Consider the following 12,480-nt stretch of genomic DNA (forward strand, 5'->3'; position numbering starts at 1 on the left):
AGCCTTCCCCTTTGTCATTTCAATCAAGGGCAGGATCAGCGCTTCGCGCCCTTTGGCGGAACAAAGCGTTTCGAGGTATCCTTGGCATCGGCGCGCGGGCGGGCCGGGGCGTCAGACTTGCGGGCAAAGGGCTTTTTGGCATCACCACCCGCTTTGAACCCCGATGGTTTGCCAGCCGGTTTTCCGTCGCGCTTGGCATAGGGCCGCGCATCATCACCCTTGGGGGCATAGGTGCGCTTTTCGGCCCGGTCGCCTTCGGCCTTTGGCTTATAGCCGGTGCCTTCCGCGGCGTGGCTTTTGAACCCGGCCGCACGGGCCGGTTTGCCATCACTGCCGCCAAAGGATTTGTAGCCAGCCGATTTGAACTTGGCACCACCAGCCGGACCGTCCTCGCGCTTTACATAAGGTTTGCGCTCTGCCCCATCCCGCGGGGCATAGGGCTTGCGGTCACCGTCTTCGCGCTTGGCATAGGGCTTGCGCTCCGCGCCGTCACGCGGCGCGTAGGGCTTGCGTTCTGCAGCGGCGCGTGGCGCGTAGGGCTTGTCTTCACGCGGGGTATACGGTTTGCGCTCGGCGTCGTCGCGCTTGGCATAGGGTTTGCGCGCCGGGGCCGGGGCAGCGATGATCGCATCATCCTCAACCACACGCGATGGCTTTGGCTTATAGGCCGGGCGGTCTTCGCGCGGCGCAGGGCGCGGGGCCCGCTCAGGCCGGTCAAGGCTTGGCTCGCCCTCCATGCGCGACATGGTCAAGCCGGGTTCCAGCTCCAGCTGCGGTCCGAAACGGCCTGCCAGGGGTTCCGCGATCTGGACATAGGTCACATCTTCCTTGACCCGGATCGCGCCGATCCCGTCCTTGGAAATGCCGGCCCCGTCACAGATTTTCGGCAAGATCCAGCGCGCTTCGGCCCGGCCGGAATGGCCGACGGTCAGGGTGAACCAGACGGAGGGGCCAAATTCGCTGCGCTCACGCGGGGCACTTGCCGGCGGCGGCGGCAGACTGTCGGACAGCACTTCGGGGGCCGACCGGCCTTCGCGCCACAAGCGGATAAAGGCGGCAGCGGTCTGTTCCGCACCGAACCGTTCAATCAGGGTCGAGACCATCGCCGCTTCGTCGCCCACAGCCTCGGTCAGGGCGGGGTGTTCCAGAATGCGCTGGTCATCCTTGGCCTGCACTTCTTCGGCGCTGGGGGCCTTGACCCATTGCGCCACGACCTTGGCCCCGGCCAACAGACGCTGGGCCTTTTTCGCCTCCGCCGGGGGCACGATCAGCGCTGACACGCCCTTGGCACCTGCGCGCCCCGTGCGGCCAGACCGGTGCAACAGGGTATCGGAATTCGACGGCAGATCGGCGTGGATCACCAGTTCCAGACCCGGCAGGTCGATGCCGCGCGCGGCCACATCGGTGGCAATACAGACCCGAGCCCGGCCATCGCGCAGCGATTGCAGCGCGTGGGTCCGTTCCTGCTGGCTCAGTTCACCCGACAGGGCCACAGCCTGAAACCCACGATTCGTCATGCGGGCCATCAGATGGGTCACGTTCATCCGCGTTTTGCAGAACACGATCGCGGTGGGCGCATCGTAATAGCGCAGCGTGTTGAAAATCGCATGCTCGCGGTCGCGCGACGCGACCGACATGGCGCGATATTCGATATCGGCGTGCTGCTTGGTCTCGCCCTTGGCGATGATGCGCATGGCATCACGTTGGAAGGTGCGGGCCAGCGTTTCGATCTCTTTCGGCACGGTGGCCGAAAACATCAGGGTGCGGCGGTCCTGCGGGGCCGCGCCCAGAATGAACTCCAGATCCTCGGCGAAGCCCAGATCCAGCATCTCATCAGCCTCGTCCAGCACGGTGGCGCGGCAGAAAGACAGGTCCAGCGAGCCGCGTTCGATATGGTCGCGCAGACGGCCGGGCGTGCCGACCACGATATGCGTGCCCCGGTCCAGCACGCGCTTTTCCGTGCGGTAATCCATGCCGCCGACGCAGGACGCGATCTGCGCTCCCGCCACGCCATACAGCCAGTCCAGCTCACGCTTGACCTGCAGGGCCAGTTCGCGCGTCGGGGCGACGACCAGCGCAATCGGCTTGTCAGCATAGAGCAGGCGGTCAGACCCGGCCAGAATTTCGGGCGCAATCGCCAGACCAAAGGCCACCGTCTTGCCCGACCCGGTCTGCGCCGAAACCAGCAGGTCGCGCCCTTCGACACCATCGGCCAAAACAGCCATCTGCACTGCCGTAAGGGCTTCATAGCCCTTGGCTTCCAAAGCCTGCGCCAGCGGCGCGGCCACGTTTACATCGATCATTCGTTTTTCCAAAAGAGAGGATGCCATTGCATCCGTGAAGCCCTGTGCGGCGCCTTCTTTCCCTTTTGGCCGCGGGCCTCCTCGCCCGACGTGCCCCCGGAATCCTCGGGCCGACAGCAAGCGCAATAGCGCAAAACCCCCCCGATGTATAGCGAAACTGACACCAGGGCAGGTTCTGCGCGGTGGAACGCCTCGCTCCATTTGCCTGAAGGCAGGAATAGAGCGTTGTCAACACGGGGCAGAGGGCCTGACAATCGGACGACAGATCAGGAGGTTGCATGACGGCGACGCATTTCAAGACCGGCACGGCAATGGGCGCGCAGGCCGCAGACCTGTCGGCCAAAGTCAGCGCCATGCTGGCCGATCTGGAGACCGGGGGCGAGGCCACGGCACGGCGCATGGCGCGGGATCTTGATGGCCATGCCGGCGATATCGTGATGTCCGAGCAGACCATCGCAGAGGCCTGCGCCCGTGTCCCGCAAGCGTTGAAAGACGATATCGCCTATGCACATGAAAACATCGCCCGCTTTGCGCAGGCCCAGCGCGACAGCATCACGGAAACCGAAGTCGAGCTGCGCCCTGGCCTGACCGCGGGGCAGCGGCTGATCCCGGTACAGGCTGCGGGCTGCTATGTGCCGGGGGGGCGCTACAGCCACATCGCCAGCGCAATGATGACAGTGACCACGGCGCGGGTGGCGGGAGTGCCCCATATCGCCGCCGTCTCGCCGCCACGCGCAGGCGCTGCGGGCGGCATTCCAGACGCAATTCTGTACACGCTGCACCACTGCGGGGCCGACCGGATTCTTGCGCTGGGGGGCATTCAGGGCATCGCGGCCATGGCCTTTGGCCTGTTCGGGCTGCCCCGCGCCGATATCCTCGTCGGTCCTGGCAATCCCTATGTGGCCGAGGCCAAGCGGTTGCTCTATGGCCGCGTCGGCATCGACATGGTGGCGGGGCCAACTGACTCGCTCGTCGTCGCGGATGCGACGGCGGACCCGCTGACCGTCGCATGGGATCTGATCGGGCAGGCCGAACACGGCGCGAATTCACCGGTCTGGCTGGTAACCGACTGCGCTGCACTGGCGACCGAGGTGGCGCGGCTGGCACCGCTATGCGCCGCAGACCTGCCGCAGCCCAACCGCGCGGCGGCCGAGGCCGCTTGGCAGACGCTGGGAGAGATCATCCTCTGCGCCGACCGCGAGGCGATGGCGCGCGAGGCCGACCGTATCGCTCCCGAGCACCTGCATGTGCAGGCCACCGATCTGGACTGGTGGAAATCCCGGCTCACCGCCTATGGCTCGTTGTTTCTGGGCGAGGAGTCGACAGTGGCCTTTGGCGACAAGGCGGCGGGCACCAATCATGTTCTGCCAACCTCGGGTGCTGCACGCTATACCGGCGGGCTGTCGGTCCATAAATTCCTGAAAACCGTCACCTGGCAGCGGGTTACCGCCGAGGCCCTGCCCCGGCTTGCTTCTGTCACCGCCAACATCAGCCGGTTCGAAGGAATGGAAGGCCACGCCCGCACCGCCGATCTGCGGCTGCATAAGGTTGCAGCGCAGCTTTAAGTCGGGTTCATATTGGCGGGCAAAGCCCGGTCATCCAGCAGAAAGACACTCATCATGCACCTCTCCCGCTTTCCCCGGATCCGCCTGGCCCATCTGCCGACCCCGCTGGAACCCATGCCGCGTCTTACCGCGCTGTTGGGCGGGCCAGAGTTGTGGATCAAGCGCGACGATTGCACCGGCTTGTCGACAGGCGGCAACAAGACCCGAAAGCTCGAATACCTGATGGCCGAGGCGCTGGAACAGGGCGCCGATATGGTGCTGACCCAAGGAGCGACGCAATCAAACCACGCGCGCCAGACGGCGGCGGCGGCGGCAAAGCTGGGGCTGGACTGTCATATCATCCTGGAAGACCGCACCGGCTATAACGAGCCGAACTATCGGCTCAACGGCAATGTGCTGCTGGATGTGTTGCATGGTGCCACGATCGAGCACCGCGGCCCGGGGCTGGACATGAATGGCGAGCTTTTGGCCGTAACAGAGACGTTTCGCGGCAAGGGGCGCAGGCCCTATGCCATTCCAGGCGGTGGTTCGAATGCCACCGGAGCGCTTGGCTATGTCAACTGCGCGCTGGAACTGCTGGGGCAGATGGTGGACCGAGGGCTCGCCTTTGACCACATGGTCACCGCCACCGGCTCTGCGGGAACTCATGCCGGCCTGATCGTGGGGCTGAAGGCACTGAATGCTCAACTGCCGCTGCTGGGCATCGGCGTGCGCGCACCACAGGAGGTACAGGAGGGGAATGTGTTCCGCCTTGCGCAAGCGGTCGAGGAAAAGCTGGGCACGCAAGGCGTGGTCAGCCGCGCCGATGTGGTGGCCAATTGTGATTACATCGGGCAAGGCTATGGCATCCCCGCTGACAGCACGCTGGAGGCCATCGACCTCTTTGCCCGGCAAGAGGCGATCCTGCTGGACCCGGTCTATTCCGGCAAAGGCGCAGCCGGGCTGATCGACCTCATCCGCAAAGGTCATTTCAAAAAGGGGGAGCGGGTGGTGTTCCTGCACACCGGCGGAGCCATCGGCTTGACCGGCTATACCCACGTTCTGCCCCACGCATGAAAACCGTGGGCATCCTTGGCGGCATGGGGCCAGAGGCGACGATTCTGCTGATGCAGAGACTGTTGCGGGCCGTTCCTGCCCGCGATGACGCCGACCATATCCCATTGATCGTCCACCAGAACCCCGCGGTGCCCAGCCGGATTGTCCGGCTGATCCACGGGCGTGGCGATGACCCCGGCCCGGTGCTGGCCGCCATGGCGCGAGATTTGCTGGCGGCAGGCGCGCAGGCGCTGGCAATGCCCTGCAACACCGCCCATGCCTATGCGCCGCACATCCTTGCCGCGACACCGCTGCCATTTCTGGACATGCGGCAGGCAACAGTGGCAGCCCTGCCTCCTGGACGGGTCGGCATGCTCGCCTCGCCAGCGCTGCGACGGACCGGTGCCTTTGACGATGCCTTCAAAACCGCCGGGATAGAGCCTGTCTGGCCCGAAAGCGACGCCCCGCTTCTGGCCCTGATCCAACGGGTCAAGGCGGGGGAGAGCGGGCCGGGGGCACAGGCAGAGTTCGCCCAGCTTGCACAACAGATGGCGGAGGAAAGCGACCATCTGCTGGTGGCTTGCACAGAACTGTCCTTGCTGTCCGCAGGAATCGAAAGCGCGTTCACCGACAGTCTGGATTGTCTGGTGGCAGAAATTCTGCGGTTTTCGCAAGGTTAGAGCCTTAGTCGTCTTCTGCCACCTCGATCGCGCCGGCCAATGCCGGTGCAATCGCGTCAAACCGGGGCACCAGACGGCTGCGGATCAGCGCGCGACAATCGCGGGCCAGCGCATCGGGCAAATGCCCCAGTTCATCCACCCGCGCGATCAGATGCACCCGCCGCACATCGCCGGCAAAGGGCAGCGGCATCACCTCCAGGTCCGGCAGAAAGCGTTCGGCATCCATCAGGTTCAGGGGCGTGGTGATCGTCCAGCCGCCGGTCTGCACCACCATGGCCAGAACCGAGCGCGTTGCCTCCAGCGCGAAACGACGGTCGGGGTTCAGCCGCACGCGGGCCAGATGCCGTGCGATGCGCTGCCCGATCGGCAGGCTTTCGGAATATTGCACGAATGGCAGCCGATCCAGTGCCGCGCGCACATCGCCGCGCACCGATCCTTTGCCCGCCACCAGCACAAAGGGTTCGCGCAGGATTGGCAGCACGCGAAAGGCCGACGGGTCAGGCGGCATCATTGCCGATACCCCGATATCCGCCTCACGCGCCATCAATCTGTCGATAACATGGTCGGACCTGCCTGAAAACGCATGCACAAAGCAGCGCGACAGCCGTGATTGCAGCGCGGACACCAGGACCGGAGTGAGGGACGCGTCCAGATCGTCGATGATTGCAAGGTTCAGCTGCGGCAGGCTGGCAAGGCTGATCTCGGCCAGATCGGCCTGCGCCTCTGACAGGGCTGCAAGCAGCCTGTGCGCGTGGCGGCGCAGCACCTGCCCTGCCGGGGTCAGCGTCACAGGCTTGGCCTTGCGGTCAAACAGCCGTGCGCCCACGGCTGCCTCCAGCGCGGTGATGTGCTGGCTGACGCCTGAGGGCGATCCGCCAATCCGCGTGGCGGCCCCGATGACCGACCCCGTCTCCTCCAGCGCGACAAACACCCGCAAGCCCCGCAGGGTCAGCTCTGGTGTTGTCTTGCCCGTATCGTTCATCAGGGGCGCAAACTGTCCATCACGCGGACAAGTCCGGCAGAAATACCGGGTTCTGACAGCGCATGACCGGCCAGCGGGATCATGTTGAGATGGCAACCATCCCACCCTTCCGCCAGTTTCCAGGCAGAGGTGGGGGGACAGATCATGTCATAGCGGCCCTGGATGATATGGGCAGGCAGATGCCTGATCCGGTGTTTTTCGCGCAAGATCCAGCCGTCTTCCTCCAGAAAACCGCGCGCATGGAAATAGTGGTTTTCCAGCCGCGCAAAGGCCCGCGCATACTCGCCCGGGCTTTCACCCACCGGCCCGTCATGATGCACCGAAGCCAAGGCGTTTTCCCAATTGGCCCAGACCCGGGCGTAACGGGTTTCCTCCATCAGATTGCCGGAAAACAGGCGCCGGTGATAGGCGGCGATCAGATTCCGGCGTTCATCCGGTGGGATGGGCGCAACAAATCGTGCCCAGAGTTCGGGGAAAAATGCTCCCGCACCGCCACCATAGAACCAGTCAAGCTCGGCCTGGGTCATCAGAAACACGCCCCGCAACACCAGATGCAGGGCACGGTCCGGGTGGCTGATCGCATAGATCAGCGCCAGGGTTGCCCCCCAGCTTCCCCCAAACAGAACAAAAGCCTGTATGCCCAGCGCCTTGCGGAGGGTTTCGATATCCCGAACCAGATGCCAGGTGGTGTTGTCCGATACACTGGCATGCGGCCGCGACCGCCCGCAGCCGCGCTGGTCAAACAGCACGACGCGGTAAACGCTCGGGTCGAAATAGCGCCGCATCGCGGGGGAACAGCCGCCCCCCGGCCCGCCGTGCAGCACCAGGACCGGAATGCCATCGGGCCGCCCGCATTGTTCGACATAGATCTTGTGACCGTCGCCCATGTCGATCAGCCGCTGGTCGAACGGATCGACCGGCGGGTAAAGATATTCAACTGCGCGCTTTTGGCCTGATCTCTGATCCATCATCGCTCTATATAACGCCGAAGCGTCCTGCATCCAAAGGGCATTCGGAAGGGAAAAGTGATGGAAAGTCAAACAACCGTCGATCCGGCAGAAGTGGCGAAATTCGAGGCTATGGCCGCCGAATGGTGGGATCCGAATGGAAAATTCAAGCCACTGCACATGCTCAACCCCTGCCGGCTGGATTACATCACCAGCCAGATCGCGGCCGAGTTTGACCGGGATCTGACAAAGCCGCTGCCGTTCAAGGGGCTGCGCCTGCTGGATATTGGCTGCGGCGGCGGATTGCTGGCCGAGCCGATGGCGCGGCTGGGGGCCGATGTGGTTGGGGCCGATGCTGCCGCGCGCAACATTCCCGTGGCACAGGTTCATGCCGCACAATCGGGGCTGACCATAGACTACCGCCACACCACTGCCGAAGCGATGGCAGCGGCGGGCGAGCAGTTTGACGTGGTGCTGAACATGGAGGTGGTCGAGCATGTGTCGGACCCGCTGGCCTATCTGACCGCCTGCCAGCACTTGCTGGTGCCCGGCGGGCTGATGATCTGTTCCACTCTGAATCGGAACACGAAATCCTTCCTGATGGCCATCATCGGCGCCGAGCATGTGATGCGCTGGCTGCCCAAAGGCACACATGACTGGAAAAAGTTCATCACCCCCGATGAGTTGTGTGATCTGATCCGCAAAGCCGGGCTGGACCCGGTGGATCGCAAGGGAATGGTGTTCAATCCGGTCACATGGTCCTGGAGCCTGTCATCGCGCGATCTGAGCGTGAACTACGTGACGTCCAGCCTGAAACGCTAGCCTGTCTGCCGCGGGCGTTAGGGTGATCTTCATGCCTGCCGTGACAGCATCTTTGCAGCGGCAAGAGCCCGGACCGGTTCAGACAGGACGTGCAGAAAATGAAAGTTGCGCCCGTCAGCGTTGACCTGGCTGCCGGTCAGTTTGAAACGGCTCGCGCCGAATTGACCCGAGCCGCCCGGCAGACTCGGGGCCTGCTGATCGCAGCTGTCGTGTTCAGTGTCTTCGTCAACCTGCTGATGCTGACAGGTCCGCTGTATATGCTGCAGGTCTATGACCGGGTGTTGGGCAGCCGGTCAGAGGCGACTCTGGTGGCACTGTCCCTTCTGGTGCTGCTCCTGTTTCTGGCGATGGGGCTGCTGGACCATGCGCGCGGGCGGTTGCTGGCGCGAATCGGCGCATGGCTGCAAATGCGGCTGGACCACCGGGTGTTCACTGCCGCGCTGGCACGCGCCAGCCTGTCCCCGGAGGATCCTCTTGCCGCCTCGGCCCAGCGCGACCTTGAGGCGATGCAGCGGTTCTGGACCTCGCCCCTTGCCTCAGCGGTGATGGATCTGCCGTGGACGCCGCTGTTTCTGCTGGCGATTTTTCTGTTTCATCCAATGCTGGGCTGGCTCGCACTGGCCGGTGGCGCGGTTCTGGTGGCTTTGGCGCTGGGGAATCAGGTCACTGGCAAGGGGCAGGTGCTGCAGACTGCGGCGGCACTACGCGTGGCCGACCAGATGGCAGACCGGCTGAAGGCAGATGCAGAAGTGCTGGGCGCCTTGGGAATGGTGCGGCCAGCCTTTCAGCGCTGGTCTGCCGCGCGTGGCACCGCCCTGAGCAGCCTGGTGCAAAGTGGTGATTTGACGGGCAGGTTCGGTGCCGCGACCCGGGCGCTGCGCATGATGCTGCAATCGGCCATCCTTGGCCTTGGCGCCTGGCTGGTGCTGCAGGATCAGCTGAGCGCGGGCGCAATGATCGCGGCATCCATCATCATGGGCCGCGCTCTGGCCCCGATCGAGCAGGCGGTGGCGCATTGGGCGGTTCTGACCCGCGCACGCGACGGGCGGGCGCGGTTGCTGCGGCTGCTGGCTGCCCACCCGCCCGACACCGCCCGCACCGCCCTGCCCAAACCCCGCGCCATGCTGGAGGTGAAGGGGGTGTCGCTGATTCTGCCCGGCACCCCGGCACCGGTTCTGCGCGACATCGGTTTCCGATTGGACCCGGGGCAGGCGCTTGGCATCATCGGGCCTTCGGGCGCGGGCAAGTCGACGCTGGGACGGGCGATTGTCGGGGGAGTGCAACCGTTCGCGGGCAAGATTCGGCTGGGTGGCGCAGATCTGGCGCAATATGATCCGGATACCTTGGGGCGCTATATCGGCTATCTGCCGCAATCGGTTACGCTGTTCGATGCCAGCGTGGCTGAAAACATCGCACGCCTGGACCCGCAGCCTGATGCCGCAAAGGTGGTTGCCGCCGCCACCGCGGCGGCGGCGCATGACATGATCCTTCGGCTTCCGAAAGGCTATGATACGCCACTGTCCTCAATCGGGGCGCCGTTGTCAGGCGGGCAGATACAGCGCATCGGTCTGGCGCGCGCGCTGTATGATGACCCGGTTCTGTTGGTGCTGGATGAACCCAACTCGCACCTCGACAATGACGGATCTGTGGCTCTGAACGCAGCAATCCGCAGGGTAAAGGCCTCGGGCGGCGCGGTGATCGTCATCGCGCATCGCCCCGCCGCCATTCAGGAATGTGACATCCTGTTGGTGCTGGAAGAAGGCCAGTGCCGCGCCTTCGGCCCTCGAGATGATGTGCTGCGCGGCATGGTGCGCAACCATACCGAACTGGTGCGTGGGAGCATGGCATGACGGCACAGCACGTGCCACCCGGCCTTGGGGCCAGTGGCCCGCTCTGGCTTGGGAGCCTGACGCTTCTGGCGCTGATCGGCGGTGTTGGTCTGTGGTCGGTGACCACGACGATTGCCGGGGCCATCGTCGCGCCCGGTCAGGTCGAGGTCGAGCGCAACCGCCAGATTGTGCAGCACCCCGACGGCGGCGTTGTGGCCGAGATCATGGTGACCGAAGGGGAAACGGTTGTTGCAGGCGAGGTTCTGCTGCGGCTGGAAGGCGGACCCATCAAATCGGATCTGGCCATCATCGAAGGCCAGTTGTCGGAATTGCAGGCCCGGCGCGCGCGGCTGGAGGCAGAGCGAGAGGGTGCGGCGCAAATGTCTGTGCCGCAGGCGCTGTTACAGCGCGCAAAGGGAAACCCTGACACGGCAGACCAGATCCAAGGCCAGCAACGCCTGTTCGCGGCACGTCAGGAAACGCTTGCCGGCACCACCCTTCAATTGACGGAGCGTATCGCCCAGATATCGTCCTACATCGCGGGTATCGAGGCACAGGCGGAGGCGCTGTCTGACCAGCGCGACCTGATCAGGCAAGAGCTTGCAGATCAGCAGGCGCTTCTGGCCAAGGGTTTGGCCCAGGCCCCGCGCGTGCTTGCATTGCAGCGCGAGGCGGCAAGGCTGGCCGGTCAGGCCGGAGAATTGGCGGCATCACGCGCGCAGGCCCAAGGGCAGATCACGGAAATCAAAATGGAAATCCTTGGCCTGTCGTCGCAGCGCCGCGAAGACGCAAGCCTGCAGCTGCGCGATATCGGCACGACCGAACTGGAATTGATCCAGCGGCAACGCGCCCTGTCAGACCAGGTTGCGCAACTTAATATCCGCGCGCCAGTGGCGGGCATTGTGCTTGGCCTGCAGATCACGACCCCGCGCGCCGTGCTGCGCCCGGCAGAAGCGGTGGCCCATATCATCCCGCAGGACAGGCCGCTGGTGATTGCGGCCCGGATCGCACCGATCCATATTGATGAGGTGTATTCAGGCCAGCCGGTCAAACTGATGTTTCCGGCCTATTCGGCCCGGACCACGCCAGAGGTGACCGGCTTTGTCACCACCGTTTCAGCCGATGTGCTGACCGACCCGACAACCCAGTCTCTCTATTACCGCGCCGAAATTGCGATTCCACCGGCAGAGGCGACGCGGCTGGGTCAAACCCTGGTGCCGGGCATGCCGGTAGATGCCTTTCTGCAAACCGGGGCGCGGACGCCCCTTGCCTATCTGCTCAAACCCTTTTCCGACTACTTCGCGCAGGCGTTCCGCGAAAGCTGACGGTCAGCCCATCCGCTCCGACGCGTAAGACCCCGGGGACGCAGGGAAAACCACGGTCTTGCTGCCATTGATGAACACCCGGCCATGCACATGGGCATGGATCGCGCGCGACAACACCTGGCTTTCCACATCGCGGCCCAGCGAGACGTAATCCTCATTCGATTGCGCATGGGTGACACGAATGATGTCCTGCTCGATGATCGGGCCTTCGTCCAGATCAGCGGTCACATAATGCGACGTGGCCCCGATCAGTTTGACGCCCTTTTCAAAAGCCTGCTTGTAGGGGTTGGCGCCCTTGAAGCTGGGCAGGAAGGAATGGTGAATGTTGATGATCCGGCCCGACATCTTGCGGCACATCTCATCGGACAAGACCTGCATATAGCGCGCCAGCACGATCAGTTCGGCCCCGGTTTCCTCGACGATCCGCATCTGCTCGGCCTCGGCCTGCGCCTTGTTCTGCGGGGTGACCTTGATGCAGTAATAAGGGATGTCCTGATTGACCACGACCTTTTGGTAATCCATGTGGTTCGAGATCACGGCGGCAATTTCCACCGGCAGAGCGCCAATGCGGGAGCGGTAGAGCAGATCATTGAGGCAATGTCCAAACCGGCTCACCATGATGATCACCCGGCGTTTGACCGACTCGTCAAAGAATTCGGCCTGCATGCCGAACCGTTTGGCAATCGGCTCAAAACCGCTGCGCAGATCGTCCAAGCCATTGCCGCCCTCGGAGCGGAAGCTGACCCGCATGAAGAAATTGCCGGTGCCGGTGTCGTCAAACTGCGAGCTGTCGGTGATGTTGCAGGACTGGTCCGCCAGAAAGGTCGAAATGGCCGCGACGATCCCACGGGTCGAGGGGCATTGGACGCGAAGCGCAAAGCTGGTCATGGGGTGGTCTTTCACAGGAGGTGTCGCCGATAGGCATGCGGCGGATGATAATCAGCCGCCCTTACACCCGAATGACCGGCTGCGAACAAGCATGTTCCATTCGC

The 12,480-nt window shown here is 63.9% G+C and carries 10 protein-coding genes; 6 read left to right on the top strand and 4 right to left on the bottom strand.

Going from position 1 to position 12,480, the window contains the following annotated elements; genetic code table 11:
• Nucleotides 1-35: 35 nt before the first annotated feature.
• On the bottom strand, nucleotides 36-2,303 hold the full coding sequence (locus CXR43_RS14210) for a DEAD/DEAH box helicase (RefSeq protein ID WP_103334884.1): 2,268 nt from the start codon (nucleotides 2,301-2,303) through the stop codon (nucleotides 36-38).
• A gap of 278 nt (nucleotides 2,304-2,581) precedes the next feature.
• On the opposite strand from CXR43_RS14210, the gene hisD reads away from it, so the two are divergent.
• The 3 genes from hisD to cuyB are packed head-to-tail and all read left to right on the top strand — an operon-like array spanning nucleotide 2,582 to nucleotide 5,583.
• Complete coding sequence (gene hisD / locus CXR43_RS14215) at nucleotides 2,582-3,868, top strand: histidinol dehydrogenase (protein ID WP_103334887.1); 1,287 nt, start codon at nucleotides 2,582-2,584, stop codon at nucleotides 3,866-3,868.
• 54 nt (nucleotides 3,869-3,922) lie between these two features.
• Nucleotides 3,923-4,924: a D-cysteate sulfo-lyase gene (gene cuyA, locus CXR43_RS14220; RefSeq protein ID WP_103334889.1), complete on the top strand. Its 1,002-nt coding sequence runs from the start codon at nucleotides 3,923-3,925 to the stop codon at nucleotides 4,922-4,924.
• Nucleotides 4,921-5,583: a cysteate racemase gene (gene cuyB / locus CXR43_RS14225; protein WP_103334891.1), complete on the top strand. Its 663-nt coding sequence runs from the start codon at nucleotides 4,921-4,923 to the stop codon at nucleotides 5,581-5,583. Before cuyA ends, cuyB begins: the two co-directional genes overlap by 4 nt.
• A 4-nt stretch (nucleotides 5,584-5,587) precedes the next feature.
• Here cuyB and CXR43_RS14230 read toward each other — a convergent pair whose 3' ends face one another.
• A complete protein-coding gene (locus CXR43_RS14230; protein WP_103334893.1) occupies nucleotides 5,588-6,565 on the bottom strand; it encodes a LysR family transcriptional regulator in 978 nt (325 codons plus the stop codon).
• A complete protein-coding gene (gene pip, locus CXR43_RS14235) occupies nucleotides 6,565-7,533 on the bottom strand; it encodes a prolyl aminopeptidase (RefSeq protein WP_103335356.1) in 969 nt (322 codons plus the stop codon). The genes CXR43_RS14230 and pip overlap by 1 nt, the downstream gene beginning before the upstream one ends.
• A gap of 60 nt (nucleotides 7,534-7,593) precedes the next feature.
• Between pip and ubiG the strand changes: the two genes are divergently transcribed.
• From ubiG to CXR43_RS14250, 3 genes are all read left to right on the top strand, one after another.
• Nucleotides 7,594-8,334 carry a bifunctional 2-polyprenyl-6-hydroxyphenol methylase/3-demethylubiquinol 3-O-methyltransferase UbiG gene (ubiG, locus tag CXR43_RS14240; protein WP_103334896.1) on the top strand — a complete coding sequence of 247 codons (741 nt, stop codon included), beginning with the start codon at nucleotides 7,594-7,596 and terminating at the stop codon, nucleotides 8,332-8,334.
• A gap of 98 nt (nucleotides 8,335-8,432) precedes the next feature.
• Nucleotides 8,433-10,184 carry a type I secretion system permease/ATPase gene (locus tag CXR43_RS14245; protein ID WP_103335358.1) on the top strand — a complete coding sequence of 584 codons (1,752 nt, stop codon included), beginning with the start codon at nucleotides 8,433-8,435 and terminating at the stop codon, nucleotides 10,182-10,184.
• Nucleotides 10,181-11,488: an HlyD family type I secretion periplasmic adaptor subunit gene (locus tag CXR43_RS14250; RefSeq protein ID WP_103334898.1), complete on the top strand. Its 1,308-nt coding sequence runs from the start codon at nucleotides 10,181-10,183 to the stop codon at nucleotides 11,486-11,488. Before CXR43_RS14245 ends, CXR43_RS14250 begins: the two co-directional genes overlap by 4 nt.
• A gap of 3 nt (nucleotides 11,489-11,491) precedes the next feature.
• On the opposite strand, the gene purU is transcribed toward CXR43_RS14250, so the two are convergent.
• Nucleotides 11,492-12,376: a formyltetrahydrofolate deformylase gene (gene purU, locus CXR43_RS14255; protein ID WP_103334900.1), complete on the bottom strand. Its 885-nt coding sequence runs from the start codon at nucleotides 12,374-12,376 to the stop codon at nucleotides 11,492-11,494.
• Nucleotides 12,377-12,480: the final 104 nt, after the last annotated feature.

Source organism: Pseudotabrizicola formosa (genome assembly GCF_002900965.1).
GTDB lineage: Bacteria > Pseudomonadota > Alphaproteobacteria > Rhodobacterales > Rhodobacteraceae > Pseudotabrizicola > Pseudotabrizicola formosa.

Bases quoted from the DNA above. Each gene is read 5' to 3' on its own strand.
- CXR43_RS14210 (WP_103334884.1), bottom strand. From the start codon at position 2,303: ATGATCGATGTAAACGTGGCCGCGCCGCTGGCGCAGGCTTTGGAAGCC.
- hisD (WP_103334887.1), top strand. From the start codon at position 2,582: ATGACGGCGACGCATTTCAAGACCGGCACGGCAATGGGCGCGCAGGCC.
- cuyA (WP_103334889.1), top strand. From the start codon at position 3,923: ATGCACCTCTCCCGCTTTCCCCGGATCCGCCTGGCCCATCTGCCGACC.
- cuyB (WP_103334891.1), top strand. From the start codon at position 4,921: ATGAAAACCGTGGGCATCCTTGGCGGCATGGGGCCAGAGGCGACGATT.
- CXR43_RS14230 (WP_103334893.1), bottom strand. From the start codon at position 6,565: ATGAACGATACGGGCAAGACAACACCAGAGCTGACCCTGCGGGGCTTG.
- pip (WP_103335356.1), bottom strand. From the start codon at position 7,533: ATGGATCAGAGATCAGGCCAAAAGCGCGCAGTTGAATATCTTTACCCG.
- ubiG (WP_103334896.1), top strand. From the start codon at position 7,594: ATGGAAAGTCAAACAACCGTCGATCCGGCAGAAGTGGCGAAATTCGAG.
- CXR43_RS14245 (WP_103335358.1), top strand. From the start codon at position 8,433: ATGAAAGTTGCGCCCGTCAGCGTTGACCTGGCTGCCGGTCAGTTTGAA.
- CXR43_RS14250 (WP_103334898.1), top strand. From the start codon at position 10,181: ATGACGGCACAGCACGTGCCACCCGGCCTTGGGGCCAGTGGCCCGCTC.
- purU (WP_103334900.1), bottom strand. From the start codon at position 12,376: ATGACCAGCTTTGCGCTTCGCGTCCAATGCCCCTCGACCCGTGGGATC.